This is a genomic window from Bacillus inaquosorum (assembly GCF_023238325.1).
Taxonomy (GTDB): domain Bacteria; phylum Bacillota; class Bacilli; order Bacillales; family Bacillaceae; genus Bacillus; species Bacillus inaquosorum.
In genome coordinates this window covers 1,866,685-1,891,370 of sequence record NZ_CP096592.1, presented here as the reverse complement: position 1 = coordinate 1,891,370, position 24,686 = coordinate 1,866,685, and the positions used below count along the sequence as shown (strand labels likewise).

The 24,686-nt window shown below is 43.4% G+C and carries 21 protein-coding genes and 1 pseudogene; 1 reads left to right on the top strand and 21 read right to left on the bottom strand.

Annotated features, from left to right (window positions below):
- Nucleotides 1-89 precede the first annotated feature (89 nt).
- Nucleotides 90-459 (bottom strand): annotated as a pseudogene (locus M1M80_RS09350) (tyrosine-type recombinase/integrase).
- Nucleotides 460-965: 506 nt separating this feature from the next.
- Between M1M80_RS09350 and M1M80_RS09345 the strand changes: the two are divergent.
- On the top strand, nucleotides 966-1,229 hold the full coding sequence (locus M1M80_RS09345) for a tyrosine-type recombinase/integrase (RefSeq protein ID WP_080429008.1): 264 nt from the start codon (nucleotides 966-968) through the stop codon (nucleotides 1,227-1,229).
- 121 nt (nucleotides 1,230-1,350) lie between these two features.
- Here the strand turns inward: M1M80_RS09345 and mutL are convergent, their stop codons facing one another.
- The 20 genes from mutL to yfmF all read right to left on the bottom strand — a co-directional run bounded on the left by mutL (nucleotide 1,351) and on the right by yfmF (nucleotide 24,549).
- Nucleotides 1,351-3,237 carry a DNA mismatch repair endonuclease MutL gene (gene mutL, locus M1M80_RS09340; protein WP_060398656.1) on the bottom strand — a complete coding sequence of 629 codons (1,887 nt, stop codon included), beginning with the start codon at nucleotides 3,235-3,237 and terminating at the stop codon, nucleotides 1,351-1,353.
- 15 nt (nucleotides 3,238-3,252) lie between these two features.
- Nucleotides 3,253-5,835, bottom strand: coding sequence for a DNA mismatch repair protein MutS (mutS, locus tag M1M80_RS09335; protein WP_060398655.1), 2,583 nt, complete (start codon nucleotides 5,833-5,835; stop codon nucleotides 3,253-3,255).
- Nucleotides 5,836-5,967: 132 nt separating this feature from the next.
- Nucleotides 5,968-6,513, bottom strand: a complete 546-nt coding sequence (gene cotE, locus M1M80_RS09330) for an outer spore coat protein CotE (RefSeq protein WP_003221022.1) — start codon at nucleotides 6,511-6,513, stop codon at nucleotides 5,968-5,970.
- 262 nt (nucleotides 6,514-6,775) lie between these two features.
- Nucleotides 6,776-7,207, bottom strand: coding sequence for a regulatory iron-sulfur-containing complex subunit RicA (ricA, locus tag M1M80_RS09325; protein WP_003238428.1), 432 nt, complete (start codon nucleotides 7,205-7,207; stop codon nucleotides 6,776-6,778).
- 1 nt (nucleotide 7,208) lies between these two features.
- Nucleotides 7,209-8,738: a tRNA (N6-isopentenyl adenosine(37)-C2)-methylthiotransferase MiaB gene (gene miaB, locus M1M80_RS09320; protein WP_060398654.1), complete on the bottom strand. Its 1,530-nt coding sequence runs from the start codon at nucleotides 8,736-8,738 to the stop codon at nucleotides 7,209-7,211.
- Nucleotides 8,739-8,882: 144 nt separating this feature from the next.
- The gene (locus tag M1M80_RS09315) at nucleotides 8,883-10,061 is read right to left on the bottom strand and encodes a glycine C-acetyltransferase (protein ID WP_060398653.1); all 1,179 of its coding nucleotides are present in this window, start codon (nucleotides 10,059-10,061) and stop codon (nucleotides 8,883-8,885) included.
- Nucleotides 10,062-10,074: 13 nt separating this feature from the next.
- A complete protein-coding gene (tdh, locus tag M1M80_RS09310; RefSeq protein WP_060398652.1) occupies nucleotides 10,075-11,118 on the bottom strand; it encodes an L-threonine 3-dehydrogenase in 1,044 nt (347 codons plus the stop codon).
- 265 nt (nucleotides 11,119-11,383) lie between these two features.
- Nucleotides 11,384-11,644, bottom strand: coding sequence for a stage V sporulation protein SpoVS (gene spoVS, locus M1M80_RS09305; protein ID WP_003154135.1), 261 nt, complete (start codon nucleotides 11,642-11,644; stop codon nucleotides 11,384-11,386).
- Between the two features lie 199 nt (nucleotides 11,645-11,843).
- A complete protein-coding gene (ymdB, locus tag M1M80_RS09300) occupies nucleotides 11,844-12,638 on the bottom strand; it encodes a 2',3'-cyclic-nucleotide 2'-phosphodiesterase (protein ID WP_003238436.1) in 795 nt (264 codons plus the stop codon).
- Nucleotides 12,639-12,707: 69 nt separating this feature from the next.
- A complete protein-coding gene (rny, locus tag M1M80_RS09295; protein WP_003221010.1) occupies nucleotides 12,708-14,270 on the bottom strand; it encodes a ribonuclease Y in 1,563 nt (520 codons plus the stop codon).
- A 275-nt stretch (nucleotides 14,271-14,545) separates the two neighbouring features.
- Complete coding sequence (locus tag M1M80_RS09290) at nucleotides 14,546-15,724, bottom strand: serine hydrolase domain-containing protein (RefSeq protein ID WP_060398651.1); 1,179 nt, start codon at nucleotides 15,722-15,724, stop codon at nucleotides 14,546-14,548.
- Between the two features lie 167 nt (nucleotides 15,725-15,891).
- Complete coding sequence (recA, locus tag M1M80_RS09285) at nucleotides 15,892-16,938, bottom strand: recombinase RecA (protein ID WP_060398650.1); 1,047 nt, start codon at nucleotides 16,936-16,938, stop codon at nucleotides 15,892-15,894.
- A gap of 172 nt (nucleotides 16,939-17,110) precedes the next feature.
- Nucleotides 17,111-18,361, bottom strand: a complete 1,251-nt coding sequence (locus tag M1M80_RS09280) for a competence/damage-inducible protein A (RefSeq protein ID WP_003238442.1) — start codon at nucleotides 18,359-18,361, stop codon at nucleotides 17,111-17,113.
- An 18-nt stretch (nucleotides 18,362-18,379) separates the two neighbouring features.
- Nucleotides 18,380-18,961 carry a CDP-diacylglycerol--glycerol-3-phosphate 3-phosphatidyltransferase gene (gene pgsA / locus M1M80_RS09275; RefSeq protein WP_003238444.1) on the bottom strand — a complete coding sequence of 194 codons (582 nt, stop codon included), beginning with the start codon at nucleotides 18,959-18,961 and terminating at the stop codon, nucleotides 18,380-18,382.
- A gap of 49 nt (nucleotides 18,962-19,010) precedes the next feature.
- Nucleotides 19,011-19,925 (bottom strand): cell shape determination protein RodZ, encoded by a 915-nt coding sequence (gene rodZ, locus M1M80_RS09270; RefSeq protein WP_003238446.1) that lies wholly within the window; start codon nucleotides 19,923-19,925, stop codon nucleotides 19,011-19,013.
- An 18-nt stretch (nucleotides 19,926-19,943) separates the two neighbouring features.
- Nucleotides 19,944-20,735 carry a DUF3388 domain-containing protein gene (locus tag M1M80_RS09265; RefSeq protein ID WP_003220998.1) on the bottom strand — a complete coding sequence of 264 codons (792 nt, stop codon included), beginning with the start codon at nucleotides 20,733-20,735 and terminating at the stop codon, nucleotides 19,944-19,946.
- Between the two features lie 129 nt (nucleotides 20,736-20,864).
- Nucleotides 20,865-21,122, bottom strand: a complete 258-nt coding sequence (locus M1M80_RS09260; protein ID WP_003238448.1) for a DUF3243 domain-containing protein — start codon at nucleotides 21,120-21,122, stop codon at nucleotides 20,865-20,867.
- A gap of 80 nt (nucleotides 21,123-21,202) precedes the next feature.
- On the bottom strand, nucleotides 21,203-21,931 hold the full coding sequence (ymfI, locus tag M1M80_RS09255; RefSeq protein WP_060398649.1) for an elongation factor P 5-aminopentanone reductase: 729 nt from the start codon (nucleotides 21,929-21,931) through the stop codon (nucleotides 21,203-21,205).
- 54 nt (nucleotides 21,932-21,985) lie between these two features.
- The gene (yfmH, locus tag M1M80_RS09250; RefSeq protein ID WP_003238452.1) at nucleotides 21,986-23,272 is read right to left on the bottom strand and encodes an EF-P 5-aminopentanol modification-associated protein YfmH; all 1,287 of its coding nucleotides are present in this window, start codon (nucleotides 23,270-23,272) and stop codon (nucleotides 21,986-21,988) included.
- Complete coding sequence (gene yfmF / locus M1M80_RS09245) at nucleotides 23,269-24,549, bottom strand: EF-P 5-aminopentanol modification-associated protein YfmF (protein ID WP_060398648.1); 1,281 nt, start codon at nucleotides 24,547-24,549, stop codon at nucleotides 23,269-23,271. The genes yfmH and yfmF overlap by 4 nt, the downstream gene beginning before the upstream one ends.
- Nucleotides 24,550-24,686 lie beyond the last annotated feature (137 nt).

Sequence of the window (24,686 nt, the reverse complement as noted above, 5' to 3'; positions counted from 1 at the left end):
TATTAAGATTTAAAGAAAAGACTCATCCTTGTTGTTTTGGATGAGCCTGGTTATATTTTAAATTTCTTCATAGCGTTGTTCATGGCGCCTTAATTGATTCCGATGTATCGCAGGGTTGTCCGTTGGTCTGAGTGATTAAATATCTCCTGCAGCATAGCAACGTCCTTTGTTTGTAAAATTGATAGCCGAATGTTTTCCTCAATGTATGCGTGCCAATGTCATCTAACCCCACATAGGCCTTAAATTCCCTTTGAAGGGCTGGCGTCATATCGATTCTCTTTTTTCTTTTTCGTTTTCTTCTCTATGAGATCGTTTAGCGTCTCTTTCTCTCAGCTGCAGAATATCCGATATGCGGAGCCCTGAGTTGATACTGGTCACGAATAGTATGTAATTCTTCATGTTTTGCTCTTTTAAAAACCTCTTGATGTAGAAGATACATTCCGGATCACGTATTCTCAAAGCTCCCCAACAACATTGTTGGTCAGTATTATACCTCACTGCTTCAGTTCCTTAAGCGACGTACTATAAAGCAAAGTCAATTCTAAATCAACTAGTTTTTCTACTAAAACAGCCAAGAAAACCACCCTTTTATAATTTATAATCATATTAAATCACAAAAAAGTGAAATTATATTTTTTAATCATAAAATCCCTTTATGAATCTAAATATCGGACAAATCTGCTTGCACAACAGTTGCCTAATCCTTAAATTCTGTCCACCCGATTGGGAACCCCATGAGACCACTCTATACACGCCGGGTTCAGCTAGCAAGCCAGCAACTGATTCGGTTCCTGTTTGAAAATCACTGAAACAGGTAATGTCTGATGGTTCCAATTCGGTCCTATTGGCCCCTTACAAACCCTGACCGTAAGTGTTGGCAACATCACTGTATCCACCAAAGAACGACTGCCCTGACGATTTCATCCCCTAGTCACTTTAGTTAACGAATTAACAAAATATAAAGGCTGACAAGAAATAACAAGGAAACGTACGGCGAAAAATATGATGACTCCCCTTTCTTTATTACAACTCCAAAGGGGGAAGATTTTGGGCCTTACGCAATTAATAAAGTAATAGACGCAGTTCTAGATAAAACAGATTTGCATCATAAAACCCCACATGGTCTAAGGCATACTCATGCAATCATGCTGTTAGAAAGTGGTGCAGATCTTAAATATGTAAGTGAACGACTTGGTCATACTACAGTCAAGATAACTGCAGATGTTTAAATTCATTTCACTGAAAAAACACAATAAAAAAAGCATTGATCAATTCGAAGAATATCTCAATGCTTGAAAAATGTATGGGCAAAATATGGGCAAAGGGGGTATTCCCCTCCGCCAACCCCCGCTACATCACGCGTTTGAACATCTTTTCCATCTCATATGTCGAATGGTGTATGATGATCGGCCGGCCGTGCGGGCATGTAAATGGATCTGATGTGCTTCGGAGGTCGTCCAGAAGCGCTTTGATTTCGTCATTTCTGAGGTGGCGGTTCGCTTTGATGGAGCCCTTGCAGCTCATCATAATCGCCGCTTCCTCGCGCAGTTTTTTAATATCAATATGTTTGGAGTCGAGCACCTGCTGAATGATTTCTTCAATCAGCTCAGCTTCTTCCCCCTTTGGAAACCAGGCCGGGTGGCAGCGGACGATGTAGCTGTTTGAGCCGAATGACTCTAAAAAAACACCGACGCTTTCGAGTTCTTGTTTGTGCTGTTCAATAATCAATGCCTCGTTCGTGGAGTAGTGGAACGTCAGCGGCACGATCATATCCTGCACCTCAGGTTCAACCTCTCCCACCTTTTCACGGAAGTATTCGTACTTAATACGCTCTTGGGCGGCGTGCTGGTCGATAATATACAGGCCGTTTTCGTTTTGTGCCAATATATAAGTCCCATGCATTTGGCCGATCGGGTACATAATCGGAACCCGCTCAGACGTTGGCTCAGGCTGTTCTTCTTGATGGTATTCTTGCTCAAATGCTTCAGGCTGTTCTTCTGAAACATCAGGCACCTCAATGCTTTGTTCCTCATCAACGATAGGAGGAGCATTAAATTGGAGAGGAGGCAATTCTTCCTCCGCATCAACCGGCTCTTTCACGACTGAGCTGAGCTTCATTGGGGAATAAGATGGCGCAGGCGCTTTTTCCGGAACTTTTCTTTCCGCAGGCTTTTCATCAAAGGTTATGAACTGTTGCTCATTTTTGATGACAGGTGCCGATTTTTTCGGGAGCTGGGCACTCGGAATCAGCTGCTGCTGTTTAAATACATCTTTAATTCCGTCACGAATTAAGTCATGTAGCTCTGTTTCCTTGCTGAGACGAACCTCAAGCTTCGATGGGTGCACGTTGACATCGACTAAAATCGGGTCCATCGTAATTTCTATAAAGGTAATCGGATGACGCCCAATGGGCAGAAGGGTATGGTATCCTTCATGGACCGCTTTGACGAGCGGGAAATTTTTAATGTAACGGCCATTGATCACAGACGACATATAATTTCTCGACGCCCGTGTAATCTCTGGGAGAGCGATATATCCCTTTACTTCAAAATCCAAAGAGCTCACATGCAGCGGAAGCATTTTTTTGGCGACAGCCGTTCCGTAAATCGCTGCCAGGACATGACGCACATCTCCGTTTCCGTTCGTTTGAAGCAGGTTTTTCCCATGATGGCGCAGGCGGATTGATACCTCCGGATGCGCCAGTGCAATACGGTTGACTACATCAGTGATATTTCCAAGCTCTGTATGAACGGTTTTCATATATTTCAAGCGGGCCGGTGTGTTAAAAAACAGGTTAGAAACGACGATTTCAGTTCCCTTTCTGCTTGAGGAACGTGATTCAGAAATGACATTTCCTCCTTGGAGGACGAGCTTCGTCCCTGCTCCCTCACCGGTGCTTGTCGTAATCTCCAGATGAGAGACTGACGCGATACTCGGCAGTGCTTCTCCCCTAAAACCAAGCGTTCTCACCCTGAATAAATCATTTTCATCTTTAATTTTACTCGTTGCGTGGCGTCGAAAAGCACGCTTGCAATCTTCATTTTCCATTCCTTCGCCGTTATCCAACACTCGAATGGATGCAAGACCTGCTTCCTCAATATCGATTTCAATGACTGTGCTGTCAGCGTCGATCGCATTTTCCACCAATTCTTTGACGACTGAGGCGGGCCGTTCCACAACCTCGCCCGCCGCTATTTTATTTGAAAGCTCATCTGACAGCTGGATGACTTTTGCCACATTCATCACCCCGTTTTAATGTAATTTCTTTTGCAGCTTGTACATTTCATTCATCGCTTCAAGCGGTGTCATATCTAATATATTAAGTGATTTGAAGGCATCAAGCACTTGCTTTTCTTTTTTTGAAAGCTTCGGCGCTTCAGCAGGCTTTTCCGCTTCATCAAAAAAGGATAGCTGTGCCGGCTCTTCTTTCACCTCGGGCTTCTGCTTCTGCACTGGCACTTCCGGTTTGTTCCCTGAATGCTCAAGCTCTTTTAAAATATCTTGAGCGCGCGAAATGAGATCTTCCGGCAGCTCGGCAAGCTGGGCTACATGGATACCGTAGCTTTTGTCGGCTGCCCCTTCTTTTATTTGATGAAGAAAGACAACCGTTCCATTATATTCCTCTGCACGCACATGAACGTTTTTCAGCTGATGCAGCTTGTTCTCAAGAACGGTCAGCTCGTGATAGTGTGTGCTGAACAGCGTCTTGGCGCCGATATGATCGTGAACGTATTCGATAATCGCTTGTGCCAGCGCCATGCCGTCATAAGTGGACGTTCCCCGGCCGATTTCGTCAAACAGAATAAGGCTGTTTTTCGTCGCATTGACAATTGCATTTTTGGCTTCAAGCATTTCCACCATAAATGTACTTTGTCCGGAAATCAAATCATCTGCAGCGCCGATTCGAGTGAAGATTTGATCAAAAATCGGAAGCACCGCTTTCTTCGCGGGTACAAAGCAGCCGATTTGCGCCATGATGGAAATGAGCGCGATTTGTCTCATATACGTACTTTTCCCTGACATGTTTGGACCGGTAATGAGAAGCATTTGTCTGTTATCGCCCATCATACAATTGTTCGGGACATATTCCTGGCTATCCATGACTTTTTCAACAACTGGGTGTCTGCCTTCAATCACTTCGACTTCATCTTCAGAGAACTCCGGTTTCGTATAGTGACGATTTTCACTGATTGTCGCAAAGCACTGAAGTGCATCAAGCTCGCTCATCTGTTTGGCAAGCTGCTGCAGACGCGGAATATACCGCTTCACTTTCTCACGCAGTTCGGTGAACAGCTCGTATTCCAGTTCGCAGATGTTATTTTCCGCTTCTAAAATGAGCGCTTCTTTTTCTTTTAATTCAGGTGTGATGTAGCGCTCTGCATTCGTTAACGTCTGCTTCCTCTCATAGCGCCCTTCCTCAAGCAAGTGCAAATTCGCTTTTGTCACTTCAATATAATAACCGAAAACTTTATTGAAGCCGACCTTTAAAGAGCGAATGCCTGTGTATTCACGCTCCTGCTGTTCCAGGCGGGCAATCCAGTCCTTTCCGTTTCTGCTTGCATCACGGTATTCATCGAGCTTTTGATTGTATCCGTCTTTAATCAGGTTCCCTTCTTTTAACGATAAAGGAGGGTTAGCGTACAGCGCTTCTTCCAGCAATTCAAGCACATCCCCGCAAGGATCAATCCGTTCCGCACGTTCCTTAGCTTTGTCATGAGCCAGTGAAGCAACCAGCTGTTTGATACCAGGCACTTGCTTTAACGATTCCTTCAGCTGAATTAAATCCCGTGCATTGACATTTCCGAATGCAACACGGCCTGCAAGGCGTTCTAAGTCATATACTTCTTTTAAACGTTCACGCAGATCTTCCCGTTCAAAGAAATGGGATATCAATGTTTCCACCATTTCTTGGCGCTCTTCGATTTGATTGACTCTGATGAGCGGCCGGTCAATCCACTGTTTAAGCAGCCTGCCTCCCATGGCAGTTTTCGTTTCATCCAGCAGCCACAAAAGAGAGCCTTTTTTATTTTTCGAACGGATCGTTTCAGTGAGCTCCAGATTTCGCTTTGAGTACAAATCAATTTTCATCGCTTCCTCAAGCTCATACACCTGCACGGGCTGAAGATGATCAAGACTGCGCTTTTGGGTTCTTTTCAGGTACGTATATAAGCGCAAAAATGTTTTTGTTACATCTTCATTATTTAAGTGCTCAATGATCGTTACGTGTTCGTCTGTTTCTCCGTCTTCAATTGAGATCGTTGCACCGCACCGCTCTTTCAGCTGTACGACCTTATCGGGATCCATGCTTCCTGAAACGACGATTTCCCGTGCACCGACTGAATAAATTTCTGATATGACGTCTTCAAGCCGTTCAATCAAGACAGCCAAATTTTCTCCCGTTGTTAAATCAGACAGCGCCAGTCCGTATCCGTTCGAGCAGACGGAAACAGATGCGATAAAGTTGTTTTCTGATTCATGGATGCCTTTACCGTCCATTACTGTTCCGGGCGTAATAAGCTGAACCACTTCCCGTTTCACGACGCCCTTTGCGGCTTTCGGATCTTCCGTCTGTTCACAGATCGCCACTTTGTACCCTTTTTTAATAAGTTGCTCAATATACGCAGAAGCAGAATGATACGGCACACCGCACATCGGTATTTTTTCAGCCGCACCGCCATCTCTGCTCGTTAATGTAATTTCCAGCTCTTGTGACGCTTTTTTGGCGTCCTCAAAAAACATTTCGTAAAAATCACCAAGGCGAAAAAATAAAAAGGCATCCTGGTGCTCTGCCTTTATTTTTAAATATTGCTGTATCATAGGCGTATAACCGGCCATTGTTTAATCCCTCACTATGTATCAACGTTTCTATTTTCCAGCCTTCATTATAACATAAACAAAAAGTGATAAAAGAATGATATATCAATATAAAAAAGAGACTTGGGGGTACTGCCTCCCCTAGTCCCTTTTTTATTCTTCAGGATCTCCCACTAAAAATTCAGGATTGATGTCTTCCAGCTCTTCATCAAGCTCATCTTCCCAATCTTCTTCGTCCTCTTCTTCCCAGTCAGGATTAACCTCAACAACAACTTTTGTTTCTCCCACCACTTCCGCCAAAAATTCCCTTTCTGCCTGCACAACAATTTTATTTCCATTCGGTGAAATGGTCACTTCAAGACAGTTAGGCTGCTGAAGGACTTTTGCAATCACTTCATGCTCATCATCTAAGTAATTGTTGTCTCTGTATCTGAGTTTAATGACATCTACGTATTTCACCCGTTCTGTGACAACCTCTGTTTTTGTGTTGTCCGCGTAAGAGTACCATACGTTTATATCATAATACCCTTCAATTTCTACTGTTTTCCCGATTTTTTCAGCGTCATACTTGTGGTTAATGATCCAACCACCCAAAATGCTGCTCGGTTTTTTCTCAGGGGAGATGGTATTGGTGCATTGGGTGAATTTTCTGCCTTTCGCTACTACCGCCTTCGTAATAATTTCCCTGTATTCAGACATTCCGGCATGCCTCCTTGTTCTTCTTCGTGTTATCTTATGCTGGGCATTTGTCTAGTGTGCATTTTTATAATTAAAATATAAAAATACAAAGTTTCTGTTCCATTGTATGCAGGCGCGCCCAGAAACTTTACTTATAAGTGCGATAAAGTTTCTTCGCGGGTGAGAACCCCAAAAAACAATTTGAACATTTGGTACATAGATTTTTTAGTTCATTTTTAGCCGCATAAGTCTAAAAAAACACGGGCCTGTAAAGGCACCGTGTTTAGAAAGAACAGCTGTTATTTGAATGCTTCACCTTTGAACCGGTTTCCCCTTTCAGAAGGTTTCCTCCGGTTGATGTGATGATTTCATTTGTGACTTGGTTGGAAATGGTGTGTGCAACGAGCTGCAGAAGGTCATTTACCTCCATCTGCGAGTCTCTGAATTCCTGGATGACAGGAATCTCTTCAAGCTCTTCTTGCAGCGCGTCAATTTTTGCTTCTACTTGTTTGAGCGCTTCATGCTTTTCGTAATGCTTCAGATTGACAGCTTGCTTTTGCAGGGCTTTAATCTGATTAATGATTGCAGACACTTTGTCATTCTCATTGATTTGCGCTTCAGCCCGTTTGAAAAAATCAACCTCTTCTGTTTCAGAGATCATTTTTGCAAGGTTTCGTGCCTGCTGCACAATGTCTTTTTTTGAGTAGAGCGTCATCTTATTTCACCTCGATTGCTTCTCCTACCATTTCTCCGTCAAGCGACCATGTTTTCGCTTGCTGGATTTTCACGCGGACGATTTTGCCGATTGCTTCCTTCGGCCCTTTGAAATTGACAAGCTTGCTTTTTTCAGTGTAGCCGGCAAGAATATCAGGGTTATTTTTGCTTTCACCCTCAACTAATACTTCGACAACCTGGCCTTCGTATTCCTTCATTTTTTTAGCAGAAATTTCATTCACCAGTGCGTTCAGACGCTGCAGACGTTCTTTTTTCACGCGCATCGGTACATTATCTTTCATTTTGGCAGCCGGAGTGCCCTCACGCGGAGAGTAAATGAACGTATAGGCGCTGTCAAACTCCACTTCACGGTAAAGAGAAAGCGTTTCTTCAAACTGTTCGTCCGTTTCGTTCGGGAATCCGACGATAATGTCCGTTGTCAAAGATGCATTCGGCATTGCTTCCTTAATTTTTCGAACGAGCTCCATATAACGCTCTCTGTCATATTTGCGGGCCATCAGTTTCAGAACCTCTGAGCTTCCTGATTGAACCGGAAGATGAATGTGATCAAGCAGGTTGCCGCCTTTTGCCAGCACTTCAATAAGGCGGTCGTCAAAGTCACGCGGATGACTCGTTGTAAAACGGATTCTCGGGATATCGATTTTTCTCAGTTCATCCATCAAATCACCGAGACCGTACGTCATATCTTCAAAGTCTTTTCCGTACGCGTTTACGTTTTGGCCTAATAGTGTAATTTCTTTGTAGCCTTCGCTTGCGAGGCTTCTCACTTCCTGAATGATCTCTTCAGGGCGGCGGCTTCTTTCTTTTCCGCGTGTGTAAGGCACAATGCAATACGTACAGAATTTGTCACAGCCGTACATGATATTGACCCAGCCCTTAATTTTTCCGTTCCGGACTTTCGGAAGGTTTTCAATAACGTCCCCTTCCTTGGACCAAACTTCTATGACCATTTCTTTTGAAAGGTATGCTTCTGACAAAAGCTCTGGCAGGCGATGGATGTTATGCGTTCCGAAAATCATATCGACAAACGGATGTTTTTTCAAAATCCGGTTCACGACTGATTCCTCTTGGGACATACAGCCGCACACGCCTAAAATCAGATCGGGATTATTTTTTTTCAGCGCTTTTAAATGCCCCAGCTCACCAAACACCTTGTTCTCGGCATTTTCGCGGATTGCGCATGTATTTAACAAAATGACATTGGCATCGTCAACAGAGTTTGTCGCTTCGTAACCGAGCGCCATAAAAATCCCTGCCATAACCTCTGTATCGTGTTCATTCATTTGGCAGCCGTACGTACGGATATAGAACTTCCTTCCGTCTCCCAGCCCTTTAAATTGTTCAGAAATTTTAAAGTCATTATGATAAGTAACGGCTTCCTTGCCTCGTTTTTTCGCATCTTTTAAGGAAGGCGGAATGTAAACAGCTTCAAAGTACTTGCTGTAATCCTTCTCGGATTTTTTGTCCGATGGATTAACTTGTCCGCTCTCTAATTTTTGTTTTTCATTCATGTCATGATTTCTCCTTTCAAACCAAACTTCCACCCTCCAGTATAAAGGTTATTGAAGCTCTGCACAACTGGCAACCTATCATTGTACACTCATTGAGAATAATAATCAATAAGGAATAAAAAAAGGAAGAGTATACTCTTCCTCTTACAATAGCTGGAGTTCTTCAGCCGTCTTTTTGATGACGTCAAGCGCCTCATTCAGTTCTTCTTTGGTATGCTCAGCAGTAATAATCGTGCGAATTCTGGCTTTCCCCTTTGCAACAGTCGGAAAAACGATGCTTTGGGCAAAAACGCCGCGCGAAAGGAGCTGATCAGAAAATTGCTTTGCAACACCTTCATCACCTATTAAAATCGGAAGAATCGGCGTTTCACTCTGCGTGAGAGTCAAACCCATTTTCATAAGCATTGATTTAAAATAGGCTGTATTTTCCCATAAGCGCTCCATATGCTCCGGCTCCTCCAGCAAGACATCAATCGCTTCCATACAAGCTGCGGTGACAGCCGGCGGATGGGACGTGCTGAATAAAAACGGACGGCCTTTATGGCGCAAATAATCGATCAGCACCTTTGAACCGGCAGCGTAGCCGCCGAGCACTCCGATTGCCTTGCTTAGCGTTCCGACCTGAATATGGACTCTGCCGTCCAGACCGAAGTGGTTCACCGTTCCCCTCCCGTTTTCGCCAAGCACTCCGGATGCATGGGCGTCATCCACCATCACAAATGCGTCATATTTCTCAGCGAGCGATACAATATCAGGCAAAGGGGCTATGTTGCCATCCATGGAAAATACGCCGTCTGTCACAATCAGACGCATCCGATAATTCATTGACTTTCTCAGCACCCTCTCTAAATCACTCATATCAACATGCTGATACACCTTTTTATCCGCCTTTGTCAGCCTGATTCCGTCAATGATAGAGGCATGGTTTAATTCATCTGAGATGACAATATCTTCTTTTGAAAGAATACTTGAAAGTACGCCTTGGTTGGTTGTAAAGCCTGATTGGAATACAAGTGCCGCCTCCGTTTTTTTAAAGGCTGCCAGCTTTTGCTCAAGCTCTTGATGCATTGTAAGTGTACCGGCAATCGTTCTCACTGATCCGGTGCCGGCTCCAAATTGCTGAACAGCCTCCTGCGCGGCTTTGATGAGTCTTGGGTGTGAAGTAAATCCGAGGTAGTTATTAGAAGAAAGCTGAATGACGTTTTTGTGATTTACTGTGACAGAAGGTCCCTGCATTGATTCAAGCTGTTTTATCTCTTGCCATGTATGGTTTTCTTTCATTCTATCAAGCTCTGCTTTTAAAAACTCAAATTCCTTCGTCATGTTTATCCCCCTATTATGGAATTAAAATCACTTTTCCGCACTGGCCGCTTCTCATCAGTTCGAATCCTTTCTCAAACTCCTCTAACGGAAACTGATGGGTAATGACAGGTGAAAGATCGAGCACGTTTGATCTGAGCAATTGAGACACCTGCCGCCATGTCGAAAACATTTTTCTTCCTGTGATTCCTTGGATCGTAAGTCCTTTAAATACCACTTTATTCGTCAAATCAATTGTCACTGGATGTTCCGGCAAGCTGAGAATATGAAATCTTCCGCCATTCGCAGCCATCGCAAGACCTTGGGCAATCGCTGAAGGATGGCCCGACATTTCACAAACGAGATCCGCTCCTTCCCCATCCGTTAAAGCGCTTACAATTTTGAGCGGATCTTCTTTTTCAATAGAAACAGTACGTGCAGCTCCCATTTGTTTGGCAAGCGCCAGCCTGTATTCATTTTTATCAATCGCAATCACCTGAGAAGCACCTGCTGCTTTTGCAACCGCAACAGCCATAAGACCAATCGGTCCGCATCCAATGACTGCAGTCGTCCCTCCTGCCGGCTGGCTCTCGAGTACTGTATGCACCGCATTTCCTAAAGGCTCTTGAATGGAAGCAATCGCTGGGTCCATATCGGCGGGATTCTTCCAAACGTTATCAGCGGGGACTTTTACATACTCCGCAAAACAGCCTGCCGTGTCCACCCCGATAATAGCAGTATTGGTACAAACATGAGATTTTCCGGTTACGCAAGGGACACATTCACCGCAGACAATATGCGTTTCAGCAGACACATACTCCCCCACTTTTACACTGCCGACATTCTCTCCTACAGCTTCAACAATGCCGCTGAACTCATGGCCGAAAACATAAGGTGTTTTGATTCTCTGACGTGCCCATTGATCCCAATTATAAATATGCACATCCGTGCCGCATATGGAAGCAGCTTTTACTTTTATGAGGACTTCATGTTTATCGATCTCAGGAATGGGAACTTCAGTCAGCACAGCACCAAACGCCCCGTCCTTTTTCATTAGAGCTTTCATCTTTCCACTCTGCATGTACAATCCTCCTTGAAAAATTCTTGTTACATTCGGATTGTACCATGATATGGAATAAGCGTAAATAGCACTGTCTTTCTGAGAAAGACAAAAGTATCCGTCTTGAAAAATGGGCGAAATTTTTTTCTGAAACGTTCTAGTTCATTTCTGACTTTTGTATTCCCGTCATTTATATGCCGAAAATACTATCGGAAGAAAATATCACAATAAATGAAAAACAACCTGTTTGCATGAGGCAAACAGGTTGAGAATACTTTATTTGTTTTTAGCGAGGCTCCACGATTAATTTAATCGCCGTTCTTTCTTCACCATCGATTTGAATATCAGTAAAAGCCGGAATACAAATCAAATCTACGCCGCTAGGCGCCACAAATCCCCTGGCAATCGCCACAGCTTTTACAGCTTGGTTTAATGCACCCGCTCCAATTGCTTGAATCTCGGCGGCCCCTCGCTCTCTTAACACACCTGCAAGCGCACCTGCCACTGAATTTGGACTCGATTTTGCTGAAACTTTTAAGATTTCCATTTCTGCTCCCCCTTAGTTTTACAATGGATAAGTGAGTGTTCATTAGAACAATCATTATTAGATGTTGCTATCCAAAAAGCCATCCCCACAATGCTTTTCAAAAATAGCGGGCTACCTTCCATTTTTACTATATTCACTAAGGAGTTGCTATATTCCTGCTTTTCTTTTTAATATTTTTATAAAATAACCATATGTTCAATTATTCAAAGAACATGTGATCATCATTGATTAAAATACGTTCGATTTTAACGGCTTTTTTCGTTTGATCGTCGATGTCGATGACAACACCGCTCAGTGTTGTTTTTCCTTCAGCGACAGTAAAACGCACTGGAAGGTTTGTTTTGAAGCGCTTGATAATTGTCTCTCTGTCCATCCCCAGTATACCGTCATATGGGCCAGTCATTCCTACATCAGTAATATATGCTGTACCCTTCGGCAAAATGCGGTTATCCGCTGTTTGCACGTGTGTATGAGTTCCAACAACAGCTGATGCCCGTCCATCCGTGTACCAGCCAAGTGCGAGCTTCTCACTTGTCGCTTCAGCATGGAAGTCGATAAAAATGTACGGTGTTCTTTTCGCAGCTTCGGCAATCAATTCATCCACTTTTAAAAACGGATCATCAAGCGGCGGTAAAAACGTGCGTCCCTGTAAATTAATAACGGCAAGCTCTTTGCCGTTTGCTTTCACATAGGTTATCCCTTTTCCCGGTGTTCCCTCTGGAAAGTTTGCGGGACGAACCAAGTTCGGAACGTCATCTATAAAATCGAAAATTTCTTTTTTATCCCATGTGTGGTTCCCCATTGTGATTGCATCTGCACCGGCTTGGATTAAGCTGTGATAAATTTTTTCTGTCAGGCCTTTTCCATGTGCAGCATTTTCACCATTAATAATGGTAAAGTGAGGCTTATATTTTGTTTTTAGCTTTGGTACATATTCTTTGACCATGTCACGGCCCGGTGAACCGACAACATCTCCGATAAATAAAATTCTCATTTTGTAAATCCTTTCTTCTTGAAAATTCCTTGGCCGTCAAAAAAATAAAGTGATGCTTAGCGCATCACTTTATTTTGCATACTCTACGGCTCGAGTTTCTCTGATTACCGTCACTTTAATATGACCTGGATAATCGAGCTCGTCCTCAATTCGCTTACGGATATCTCGCGCCAGTCGATGAGCTTCAAGATCATTAATTGAATCCGGCTTCACCATAATGCGCACTTCGCGTCCAGCCTGAATCGCAAATGATTTTTCTACACCTTCGTAGGACTCAGAAATTTCTTCGAGCTTTTCAAGTCTTCGAATATAATTCTCGAGCGTCTCACTTCTTGCGCCAGGTCTTGCAGCGGAAAGTGCATCTGCTGCAGCTACCAGCACAGCGATAATGGAAGTCGGCTCTTCATCCCCGTGGTGTGATGCAATACTATTAATCACGACTGGGTGCTCTTTATATTTGGTCGCAAGCTCTACCCCGATTTCAACGTGGCTTCCTTCTACTTCATGGTCAATTGCTTTTCCGATGTCGTGAAGAAGGCCCGCACGTTTAGCAAGCTTTGCGTCTTCTCCAAGCTCCGATGCCATTAGACCGGCCAAGAATGCGACTTCCATGGAATGCTTGAGCACATTTTGACCGTAGCTTGTACGGAACTTTAAGCGGCCGAGGATCTTGATGAGATCTGGGTGGAGGCCGTGAACGCCAACCTCAAATGTCGTTTGCTCACCCATCTCACGAATATAGTCATCGACCTCGCGGCGAGATTTTTCAACCATTTCTTCAATCCGTGCCGGATGAATACGGCCATCCTGAACGAGTTTATCAAGAGCAATCCTTGCTGTCTCACGTCTGATCGGATCAAATCCGGAAAGAATGACAGCTTCAGGTGTATCATCAATAATCAGGTCAATACCTGTCAGCGTTTCAAGCGTACGAATGTTACGCCCTTCCCGTCCGATGATACGTCCTTTCATCTCATCATTTGGAAGATTGACAACTGATACCGTTGTTTCGGCAACGTGGTCCGCTGCGCAGCGCTGTAAGGCGAGTGAAAGAATGTTTTTCGCTTTCTTATCCGCCTCTTCTTTCGCACGGTTTTCAGTTTCTTTTGTCATGATGGCGATGTCATGTGAAAGCTCGTTTTCAACCCGCTCAAGAATGATTTGTTTTGCTTCATCACGAGTCAGACTCGAAATTCGTTCCAACTCTGACTGCTGCATACGAATCATCTCATCCACTTTGCTTTCCATCTCTTCAATATGTTGTTGTCGTTCATTCAGAGAATGATCTTTCTTCTCCAACATCGCTTCCCGTTTATCAATTCCCTCATGTTTGCGATCAAGGTTTTCCTCCTTTTGGAGTAAACGGTTTTCTTGTTTTTGAAGCTCATTTCGTCTTTCACGAACTTCCTGTTCAGCATCTATTCGAAGTTTGTGGATTTCATCCTTTGCTTCAAGCAGAGCTTCTTTTTTCAGTGCTTCAGCATCACGCTTTGCATCTTCAAGAATTTGCTCGGCTGCACCGCGTGCGCCCGCAATTTTCGCTTCGGCAATGGTTTTACGAACAAAGTAGCCAACAACTAAACCGAGTAGAATCAGCAAAATGGAGATGAGAACCATCATAATTGGGGTCATACTTTCACCTCCTCTTGCTATGAACTTGGTTGTTGCTTAAATAAGTGTCGGCATGTACATTGTCTAGTTTTCTCAACATACAGAACCTTCACAGGGAATGAGTATTTTCATCGCCCTTGTCAAGTTTAAATGGTTTAACAATCATGTTAAAAAAACAAATGTTACAACTTCATTGTAAATGTGTCGGAAATACTTGTCAAGCTTGCCATCTTAACGATTGCGACCAGATGCCTTTTAGCGTGCCGAATGCAACCCTTCCAAAAGAAGATCATGAATTATTCTTGATTCAAAAGCTGGTATATTTTATTGTTCACTTGGCCGAGTTTAGCGTTATTTTGAATGTTTGAGAACAAAACTACAATCGTTTGCCCAGATTTGCTAAAGCTGTTCAAGATGTTGAAGCCCGGCATGACACCATGGTTTGAATAGCTTCCGGGAGCAACATAAAATCCCATACCGTATGTAGAGCTGCTCCCTGGTGTCAGCATCTTTTCATAGCTTTTTGGCGAGTACAGTTTGCCGTCTATCAGCGCTTGGTCAAATTTGTACATATCTATAGCACTCATATATATATCACCGGCCCCATACAGCTGGGATAAATCAGGCATATACGGCGTAAACGCTCTGCCGCCCTTCAGCTTATACCCGACAGCAGGATAAGGTTCTTTATTATATGTTTTATAAAAGCCTGCATGCGTCATTCCCGCCGGTTTAAAAATATGATTCGTTATGTATTGTTCATAGGACTCGCCGCTCACTTCAGCAACAATATAAGCGAGAACAGAATAGTTGGAATCCTTATAGTCCCATACGCCCGGCTGGCGTTTGATTCCCTGACGTTCTATGTCTTTTACTAAATCTTCCGGAGTGATTGCGCCGTTTCCTTCAATATGTCCGTTTATTCCCGATGTATGTGTAAGCAGATTCTTCAAAGTAATCGTTTGTCCGTTAGGAAAATGAGGTAAATACGCGCTTACCGGATCACTTGTCTGAAGTTTCCCCTTTTCCTCAAGCTGCAAAATTGCGGTTGCAATCAGCGCTTTTTGTGACGAACCGATATAAAAAGATGTCAATGGATTATTTTGAATGTGATGTTTACGGTCTGCATAACCAAAACCTTTACTTGTTACAATTTCTCCATTTCTGACAATCATGGCTGTTCCGCTGAAACCGATCTCATTTAAATAATTGCTTATTTTTTGATTACGATCGACTGTTTTGATTTGTTCTTCCTTTGTTTTTTTGGCGGTTTTCTTTTTGACTTCTTTTTTCTGACTGGTATCTGAAACTGCTGCAGTTTCTTGAGATGGCTCGTTTTCTTCACTATTTCGATGAAGCGCATTCCAAATCGTAAAGCAAATCATCACTGCTAAAAGACCAAGCAAAAGTTTGCCTCTTTTATTTAGTTTTCTCCGTCTGCGTTTTGCAGTTCTCCTGCGGGTTGGGCTTGTCATTCATTTTTTCCTCCCAAAATAAATTCCATTTTGCACACGTTTTGTTAGACGAATAAAGCACTGAAAAAGTTGTCAAAAAAAGCAATATTTTTATCATTTTTTTGCAAAATACAAAAAGGCTGAGTTTTTCACTCAGCCTTTTGTATCATTTCAAACTTATTATATTTTTATTCTTCAAATTCGAGTTCTTCTTGTGCCTCTTCAGTTTGCTGCTGCACTACGCCGTGATTATCCAAGCCGTAATGTTCACGAATTTGCTCCTGGATCATCAGCATGATATCTTTATTTTCTTTCAGGAATTGTTTTGCATTTTCACGGCCTTGGCCAAGACGCTCTTCTTCATAAGAGTACCATGAACCGCTTTTTTGCACGATATCAAGTTCAGTTCCAAGATCAATGATTTCGCCTTCTTTTGAGATGCCTTCTCCGTACATAATGTCAACCTCGGCTGTACGGAACGGCGGAGCTACCTTGTTTTTTACGACTTTGATTTTCGTTTTATTCCCCATTACGTCGTTGCCTTGTTTCAGCTGTTCAGCACGGCGCACTTCGAGACGCACGGAAGAGTAGAATTTCAGCGCACGGCCGCCAGGAGTTGTTTCCGGGTTTCCGAACATAACGCCGACTTTTTCACGAATTTGGTTAATGAAAATCGCAATTGTCTTCGATTTGTTAATGGCTCCTGAAAGCTTACGAAGCGCTTGAGACATTAAGCGTGCTTGTAAACCGACATGTGAATCTCCCATGTCGCCTTCAATTTCCGCTTTCGGAACGAGAGCTGCCACAGAGTCGACTACGACAATGTCAACTGCACCGCTTCGAACCAGCGCTTCCGCAATTTCAAGCGCCTGCTCGCCTGTGTCAGGCTGAGACAGTAAGAGCTCTTCGATGTTGACTCCGAGCTTCTGCGCGTATACCGGATCTAACGCATGCTCCGCATCGATAAACGCGGCTTGTCCGCCTTGCTGCTGAACCTCAGCAATCGCATGGAGCGCAACAGTTGTTTTACCTGAGCTTTCAGGACCGTATACTTCAATAATCCGTCCGCGCGGATATCCGCCAATTCCCAGTGCCGTATCAAGAGCGAGGGAGCCGCTTGGGACAGTAGAAATTCTTGTATCTGTCTTTTCTCCCAGTTTCATAATGGAACCTTTACCGAACTGTTTTTCTATTTGTTTAAGAGCCATATCTAAGGCTGCCTGACGATCACTCATTCTATTTTTTCCTCCTTTATGTTACCACTACATATACTATACCCTGTTTGAAGGGATTTGCCAAGAAAAAAGCGAACGCATATTCGGATTTTTTGCTGGCGTGATTTCTATCAAAATATCATAATGCATCAGAGAAATCATGTTTTCTTAGGAGGATAATGTGCTGAAAATATTATTTTTGCTCTAAAAGCTTCAAGATTAAATGGCAGCCGTATTTAGCGCCTCGTTTTCTGATTCCCGTTCTGGAGCCCGCAAAGTGAAACTCGTGAACCTCTTCTTTTCCATTTGCTGAAATGCCAATAAACACATGTCCAGGCTCATGCCCTTCTTGAGTATCAGGTCCTGCTACACCGGTAAAGCTGATGCCGATGTCGCTGCCAGTGAGTTTTTGAACACCCTTTGCCAGCTCTGATGCACACTCCTTGCTGACCGCGCCAAAACGATCTAATGTTTCCTTCTTGACGCCAAGCACATTCTGCTTCACGTCGTTTGTATAGCAAACGACGCCGCCGGCAAATAATTTTGAAGCACCGCTAAGATCCGTCAGCCATTCAGAAAACAGCCCGCCGGTAAAGCTTTCCGCCGCGGAAATCGTAATGCCTTTTTCCTTACATGCTTTAGAAAGCTCTTTTACAAGGGAAGTATCATCGTAGCCATAGAAAAATTCACCGACTCGTTCTAAGATAACAGCCTCTGTTTCTTTTAACAGACGCTCTGTTTCCTTTTCGTCAGCATGTTTGGCTGTCAGTCGCAGCGTCACCTCACCGTCAGCCGCCAAAGGAGCGATTGTCGGGTTCGTTTGTGCATCAATAATGTCTTCCAAATCGGCTTCAAGCTGAGATTCGCCGATACCGAAAAAGCGAAGAACAGTTGAAACAATTTTTTCATTTGAGCCCATCTTTTTCAGCAGAAGAGGCTTTGCTTCATTTTCAAACATTGGACGCAACTCGCTTGGCGGCCCAGGAAGAAGCATATAAAAGCGCGATTCATGTTCTGTGAGCATTCCCGGCGCCATTCCAAAGTGATTCGCCAGTACGTCAGATCCTTCGATCACAAGCGCCTGTTTGCGGTTATTAGGTGACATCGTGCGTTTTGTTCGTTTGAAATAGTCCTCAATGGATTGGAACGCTTCATCATTTAATACGAGCGGACGTCCCAGCGCGTTTGCAATCGTTTCTTTCGTCAGATCATCTTTTGTCGGTCCGAGACCTCCTGAAAAAATAATGAAGTCAGAGCGTTCTTCAGCAATGCGGATGACTTGCTTCAGCCGCTCCGGATTATCTCCGACTGCTGTATGATAAAATACGTTAACTCCGATCTCAGCGAGCTGTTTACTGATAAATTGAGCATTTGTATTTGCGATCTGGCCAAGCAACAGCTCTGAACCGACTGCAATAATTTCTGCTTTTTTTGGAAATTCCATGACGTAAGTCCTTCTTTCTTAGTTAGATGTTTTTAGCGCTTCCCAGTTTTTAGAGAAATATTCCCAGCCTGATACGACAGTAAAGAAGACAGCTACCCACAACGCTAAGTCAGCAAACGGGAATGACACAAGTTCAAATGGAAGATTATGAAGAAGCAATGCGGAAACCGCAATGATTTGTGCCCAGGTTTTAATTTTACCAAGCATATTAGCAGCTACTACTTCTCCTGTTCCGGCTAAGACAAGCCTTAAACCTGTCACGGCAAACTCCCGGCTGATAATCACAATGACCATCCAAGCTGGAGCAAGATCAAATTGAACAAGGATAATTAACGCTGCGGATACAAGCAGTTTATCCGCAAGCGGATCAAGAAATTTCCCGAAGTTTGTCACGAGATTCAGTTTTCGGGCATAATACCCGTCCACCCAGTCTGTTGTGGATGCAATAATAAATAAAATAGCGCCCGCCAAGTGTGCGACCGGGATCGATTCGTCTCCAAATTCGAGCCTGCCCCAGTCAAACGGCGCCAGCATGATAATCATGAAGATTGGGATTAATGCGATTCTAGCTAGTGTGATTTTATTTGGTAAGTTAAACATAAAGCCCCTCCAGTTTCATACTCGGACGTGAAGAAAAGTCATCTGGTAATTAAGATGACTTTTCTTCCTTTTTATTTACAATCTTAATGGTTTGTGCCATCACATCATTCGGATCAAGTTCATATGAAAGAACCTTACCGTTGATTTTTATTTTCAGATTAGGTGCATATCCTGTGCGGATTTCAACTTGTTTCTGATCAGTTATGTCTTTTTTATAGGTTTCGTCTTTTTTCAGCGTTCCCTCTTTTAACGAGCTGCTGTTTTCATCGCGCACTCGAACCCAAGAGCTGTCTGATGCCTTCAGTTCAAGCTCGATTTTATCAGCGCCGGACACTTCATAAGTCGTTAACGATCCTTCAGTGCCAGCCGCTTTAATCTCCAGTTTATCACTGTCACTTTCTTCTTTTTTATCTTCATTTTCTTTTGTTTCTTTTTTAGTGTCTGCCTCTTTTTCAGAGCTGTTATTTTGATTCTCTTTTAGCGTTGAATCTTTAGGGATTTCATACTTGCTTTCACTTTGCGTAATTGATTTTTCAGATGCCGCATTGTTATCATCGCTGTTTTTATGATTCGCAAATTGAATGATCGCGTACACAATCGCAATTACGACAATCACGCCGAGAATCACAAGTATTGTTGGCAGCAGCTCCAGCGCCTTAGATGCTGGCTTTGGCATTTCCTTTTGAAGATTCATGCCGGAGATCTTTTCAGACACATCGTCATGATACGTATTCGGGATATCTTTTTTATGTTCCTCAAACAGCTGATCCGCATCTAGCCCGACGGCTTCTGCATATTGCTTGATGAATGCCCGAACATAAAACTTCCCCGGAATAATGTCATAGTTTCCTTCCTCCAAGGCGGTTAAATACCTTTTTTGAATCTTTGTTGCCGCTTGGAGATCATCCAATGACATTGCTTTTTCCTCTCTGGCTTCTTTGAGCCGGATTCCTAGTTCAGTCACAACAAACACCTTCCAATTTTAAAAATCAAAGCTTGAAAACCCGGATTGATCAAACATTTGGGGTTCCTCGGCATGTTCATATGTAATAACCTCATCAGGGTCATTTCTCAGTTCAATAATATAATCAAAGTCATCTAGTGTATACTCTGTATTTTGAACGAATATGTCTGGATGTTCCACCACTTTTGTTGCAGGCAGCCTCATAATTTCTCTGACCAGTTGGAGATGGCGTTCTGACCCTCTTCGTGTTGACACAATTCCGTCAACGATAAAGACATTCTCAGTGCTGTATTCATCGGCAATCAGCTGACTTCTTATCGTCTGCTTCAGCAAGGTTGATGACACAAAAAGCCACCTTTTGCTTGCACACACGCTGGAGGCCACAATTGATTCAGTTTTCCCGACACGCGGCATACCACGAATTCCGATTAACTTATGGCCTTCTTTTTTGAACAGTTCGGCCATAAAATCGACTAATAAGCCTAGCTCGTCCCGTTCAAAGCGGAACGTTTTCTTGTCATCGGCATCCCTTTGAATGTAGCGGCCGTGGCGTACGGCAAGACGGTCGCGAAGCCTCGGTTCTCTCAGCTTCGTTACTTTAATTGTTTCCATCGTTTTTAAGATTGATTCTAATCGTTTAATTTGATCTATATGGCGGCACCTGAGGAGCATTCCCCTTCTGGAAAGATCGACGCCGTTTATCGTTACGATGTTAATAGAAAGCATCCCAAGAAGAGATGAAATATCCCCGAGCAGTCCGGGGCGGTTCACTTGAATTTCATATTCAAAATACCATTCGAGCTTTGCCAAATGATATACCCCCTTCATTGTGGCAAAATTTTACCTTCCTTTATCATAAAGCATTTTTCTCTAATTAGAAAGAAGAATGTTGCTGTGATGAGGAAAACATAAAAAAGAGAGGAAAAATCCCCTCTCTTCCTAGTGAGTGCTGTTATTTTCAACAAGCTTAACCATCATATTGGCAATGGCGTGCTGTTCATCTTTTGATGCTACGCTCCAAAGATCTGCCAGCACTTTTTCCTGCTCGTTCTTAGATTCCACTTCATTAGCCAAGTAGCTGCCGATTTCTGTCGCAAGATCTGTAATAGTATCCTGGCTCATACCTTGATCTTGCGCATAGTTCAGACGGTCGCCAAGGAAGTTTTTCCAGCTATCCCAGTTTTCTAATACTGACATGCTTGTTTCCTCCATTTCATGTGAAGTTACAAGATTATTGTGTCCTTCGCAAAAGAAACTATACACCGAATATTTTCGGATCAGCAGTGCCAGCCGCCATTCACCGACAAAATTTGGCCAGTGATATATGACGCTTTTTCAGACAGGAGAAAAGCTGTTGCATCCGCAATTTCTTGCGGCCGGGCCAGCCGGCCGATCGGGATCTCATCAGCGATCTCTTCTTTTTCAGACGGGGTGAATTGATTCATCATATTTGTATCAACCGCGCCTGGCGCTACGGCGTTTACTCTGATTCCGCTTGGCGCCAGCTCCTTAGCCAGTCCTTTTACAAACGAGTGCTGAGCTCCCTTTGCCATGCTGTACAGCACTTCACAAGATGCTCCAGTCTCTCCCCAAATAGAGCTGACAGCCACAATTGCTCCTGATTTCATCCGGATCATGCCTGGAAGAAGGTTTCTCGTCAGCATATAAGGACTCGCCACATGGAGCTGAACCATTTCCTGGACCGTTGCATTATCCACATCCGTAATCAGCCCAAAATGGCTTCTTCCGCTATTTAAAATAATCGCATCAATCGGCTGAACAATTGAACCTGTCAGCTTATCTGCTCCTTCTGGCGCGGACAGATCGGCTTGTAAAATTTCAGCATGCACGCCAAACGTCTCTCTTAGTTTTTCAGCAAGCTCCGCTGCCGCGTTTAGATTTGTATTGTAATGCAGCAGCAAATTATATCCATCTGCCGCAAGGGTTTCACTTATGCTTTTGCCAATGCCGCCGCTTGCTCCGGTGATTAGTGCTGTTTTGTTCATCCTCTTTCCTTCTTTCCGCAGAAAAACACCCCTCACACTGGAGGGATGTTTTGTTTATGATTTAGGAACAACCTTGCAGACGGTCAGTCTGTCTGCAGCAATTTCCTCTTGTATTACTTGCTGGACATCCTCGAGGGTAATTTGCTCGAGTACCGTTACGACGTCAAACAGGCTCATATCCAAGAAAGCATAACGGGTAAATTGATTGGCAATGTATTCAGGTGAATTCAGCGCCTTTAAGAATGAACCGATCTTTTTCTTTCTGGCAAGTTCAATCTTTTCAGCAGTAATCAGTTCACCGGCGCGCAGAAGCATGCTTGAAATGTCTTCAGCCAATTGATCAGGTTCCGGCGTATCGCCTCCGATCGCCGCAAAACCAAACCCATATTCTGCAGTAAAATCAAAGCTGAACGTTTCGTCAATATACCCTTTTTCATAAAGTGTTTCGTACTGGGCAGAGCTTTTGCCGAAAAGAGATTCAAGCAATAAGTTCATTGAAAGTTCATGCTTTAACAGCTCTTTGCCTAATTTAAAAGGGTTCTTTGATTTCAGCCCGACAAGGCATTTCGGTCCCTGCACGTTCATTTTGATCTCTTTTTCTTTTCGGAAAACCGCTTCTTGCTCCTGTACTTCCTCCCGTTTGATCTCGGGCTGATCAGTATACGGCTTTCTTTCCTGATTTTCTCTTACCTGAGAAATGATCGTTTCAGGATCTACTGGGCCAACAATGAAGAGGAGCATGTTGCTCGGGTGATAAAACGTTTCATAGCATTCATAAAGAAGGTCTTTTGTAATATGTGAAATGCTTTCCACTGTTCCCGCTATGTCAATTCTGACAGGATGTTCTTTGTACATGTTTTCAATGACCCCGAAGTAAAGCCTCCAATCAGGGTTGTCGTCATACATGTTAATCTCCTGCCCGATAATCCCTTTTTCTTTTTCAACCGTTTTTTCAGTAAAATATGGGTCCTGCACAAAATCGATCAGTGTCTCTAAATTGCGTTCAACATTTGATGTGCTTGAAAAAAGGTAAGCCGTTCTTGTAAATGACGTAAACGCATTAGCAGAAGCGCCCTGTTTGCTGAAATCTTGAAAAACGTCTCCGTCCGCTTTTTCAAATAGCTTGTGCTCAAGAAAATGGGCGATGCCGTCCGGCACGTGGACCATCTCATTTTTACCTAAAGGGACAAACCGGTTATCTATAGAGCCGTACTTTGTTGTAAAGACCGCATATGTCTTGTTGAAGCCTTTTTTCGGCAAAACGTAAACGTCAAGGCCGTTTGGCATTTTTTCATGGTACAGCGTCTCCTGAAGCTGTTCATATTCGATTGGTTTGATCAAGATGCACCCTCCGTCCCTTTTAAGAAATAAGTCGTATCAAGCTGAATCTTTTCGCCGGCTTTCATGATATCCTCTTTTGTGACCTGCTCGATATTGGCAAGAAAGTCTTCGATTGGAATATCGACCTGAGCAGCGGCCTGCTGATATAAAAATTCAGATAAACCGTACGCAGTATCAATGGTTTCCAGCACTTGATTTCGAATGACGGCCTTTGTCTGAGCGATGTCCTGCTCACTGAAGTCGCCGTTTTTCATTGCCTGAAATTGCTCAGCAATAATAGAAACAGCCTGTTCGTAATTTTTCACTTCAATGCCCGACATCACCATTAACAAGCCTTTAAAACTTTCTATTCGAGAAGCGGCGTAGTAAGCAAGACTGGCTTTTTCCCGAACATTGATGAAAAGCTTGGAATGTGAGAACCCGCCGAACAGTCCGTTAAACACTTGTAAGGCAGGATAATCCTGATCCGTATAAGTGATACCGGTGCGGTAGCCTATGTTCAGCTTTCCTTGTTTGACATCTTCTTCATCAATCACTTCTTTAGGCTGGGCTTTTTGCTCAGCGTGATTGTTTTCAATCGTTGCGAGGGTGCGCTCTTCTGTTTGAAAATACTTGTCAATTGACGCTTGCACTTGGTTACTGTCCACATCGCCAACAACATAAAGATCTAGCTGGTCTTTTTGGATCGCGCTTTGGTATGTTTCATACAATTGATCAGCCGTAATGGCATCGACATCGTCGATTTCGCCATTGACATGGAGCGCGTAAGGCTCATTTTTGCACATTTCCTGTATCAGCCTTAAATTCGAGTAGCGCATTTTATCATCATAGACCGCTTGGATTCTTTGCTTGAGCGTCCGTTTTTCTTGAGCCACATATTGTGATTGAAATACGCCTCCCTCTAGAGCAGGTAAAAAGACGATTTCTGCGAGAAGCTGCAGTCCTTTTTCAAGAAGCGGCGTTTGATCTTTTAAATATTTTTCATTCGGGATTTCAAGCCTGAGCGTAATGACGTGCCGCTCTCCTTTTTTCGAAAGATCTGCCGAAACGGACGTGCCGTACAGTTCATCTAAATAAGAGCGCAATTCTGCTGTTTTCGGATGGTTTTTTGTTCCGCGAAGAAGCACATGCGGAAGCAGGGCTCTTTTTGTGACTTGGTCCTTTGTCAGCGGCGCAAGCATTTTAAAAATAAGCGAGACGGTTTTGAATTTTTCTGTTTCTACAATGTGTGCGGTTAAACCGCCGTGCTTTGTTTTGACTTCATTTACATATGACATATGGAACCTCCTTCGTTCATTTCTTATTAGTATGTATTATGACCAATTTTCAGCATACGCAGAAACACTCTTTCATGTAATTATAGCAACTGTAGGATTTATAAGGAAACAATAACCTCCGCCTGACAAGACAGAGG

Coding starts and splice junctions, on each gene's coding strand:
- spoVS (WP_003154135.1), bottom strand. CDS start 11,644: ATGGAAATCTTAAAAGTTTCAGCAAAATCGAGTCCAAATTCAGTGGCA.
- ricA (WP_003238428.1), bottom strand. CDS start 7,207: ATGACGCTCTACTCAAAAAAAGACATTGTGCAGCAGGCACGAAACCTT.
- pgsA (WP_003238444.1), bottom strand. CDS start 18,961: ATGTTTAACTTACCAAATAAAATCACACTAGCTAGAATCGCATTAATC.
- recA (WP_060398650.1), bottom strand. CDS start 16,938: ATGAGTGATCGTCAGGCAGCCTTAGATATGGCTCTTAAACAAATAGAA.
- cotE (WP_003221022.1), bottom strand. CDS start 6,513: ATGTCTGAATACAGGGAAATTATTACGAAGGCGGTAGTAGCGAAAGGC.
- ymfI (WP_060398649.1), bottom strand. CDS start 21,931: ATGAACAAAACAGCACTAATCACCGGAGCAAGCGGCGGCATTGGCAAA.
- mutS (WP_060398655.1), bottom strand. CDS start 5,835: ATGGCCGGTTATACGCCTATGATACAGCAATATTTAAAAATAAAGGCA.
- M1M80_RS09280 (WP_003238442.1), bottom strand. CDS start 18,361: ATGGAATTTCCAAAAAAAGCAGAAATTATTGCAGTCGGTTCAGAGCTG.
- rny (WP_003221010.1), bottom strand. CDS start 14,270: ATGACCCCAATTATGATGGTTCTCATCTCCATTTTGCTGATTCTACTC.
- M1M80_RS09290 (WP_060398651.1), bottom strand. CDS start 15,724: ATGACAAGCCCAACCCGCAGGAGAACTGCAAAACGCAGACGGAGAAAA.
- M1M80_RS09315 (WP_060398653.1), bottom strand. CDS start 10,061: ATGACGAAGGAATTTGAGTTTTTAAAAGCAGAGCTTGATAGAATGAAA.
- M1M80_RS09260 (WP_003238448.1), bottom strand. CDS start 21,122: ATGTCAGTATTAGAAAACTGGGATAGCTGGAAAAACTTCCTTGGCGAC.
- tdh (WP_060398652.1), bottom strand. CDS start 11,118: ATGCAGAGTGGAAAGATGAAAGCTCTAATGAAAAAGGACGGGGCGTTT.
- miaB (WP_060398654.1), bottom strand. CDS start 8,738: ATGAATGAAAAACAAAAATTAGAGAGCGGACAAGTTAATCCATCGGAC.
- yfmF (WP_060398648.1), bottom strand. CDS start 24,549: ATGTCATATGTAAATGAAGTCAAAACAAAGCACGGCGGTTTAACCGCA.
- ymdB (WP_003238436.1), bottom strand. CDS start 12,638: ATGAGAATTTTATTTATCGGAGATGTTGTCGGTTCACCGGGCCGTGAC.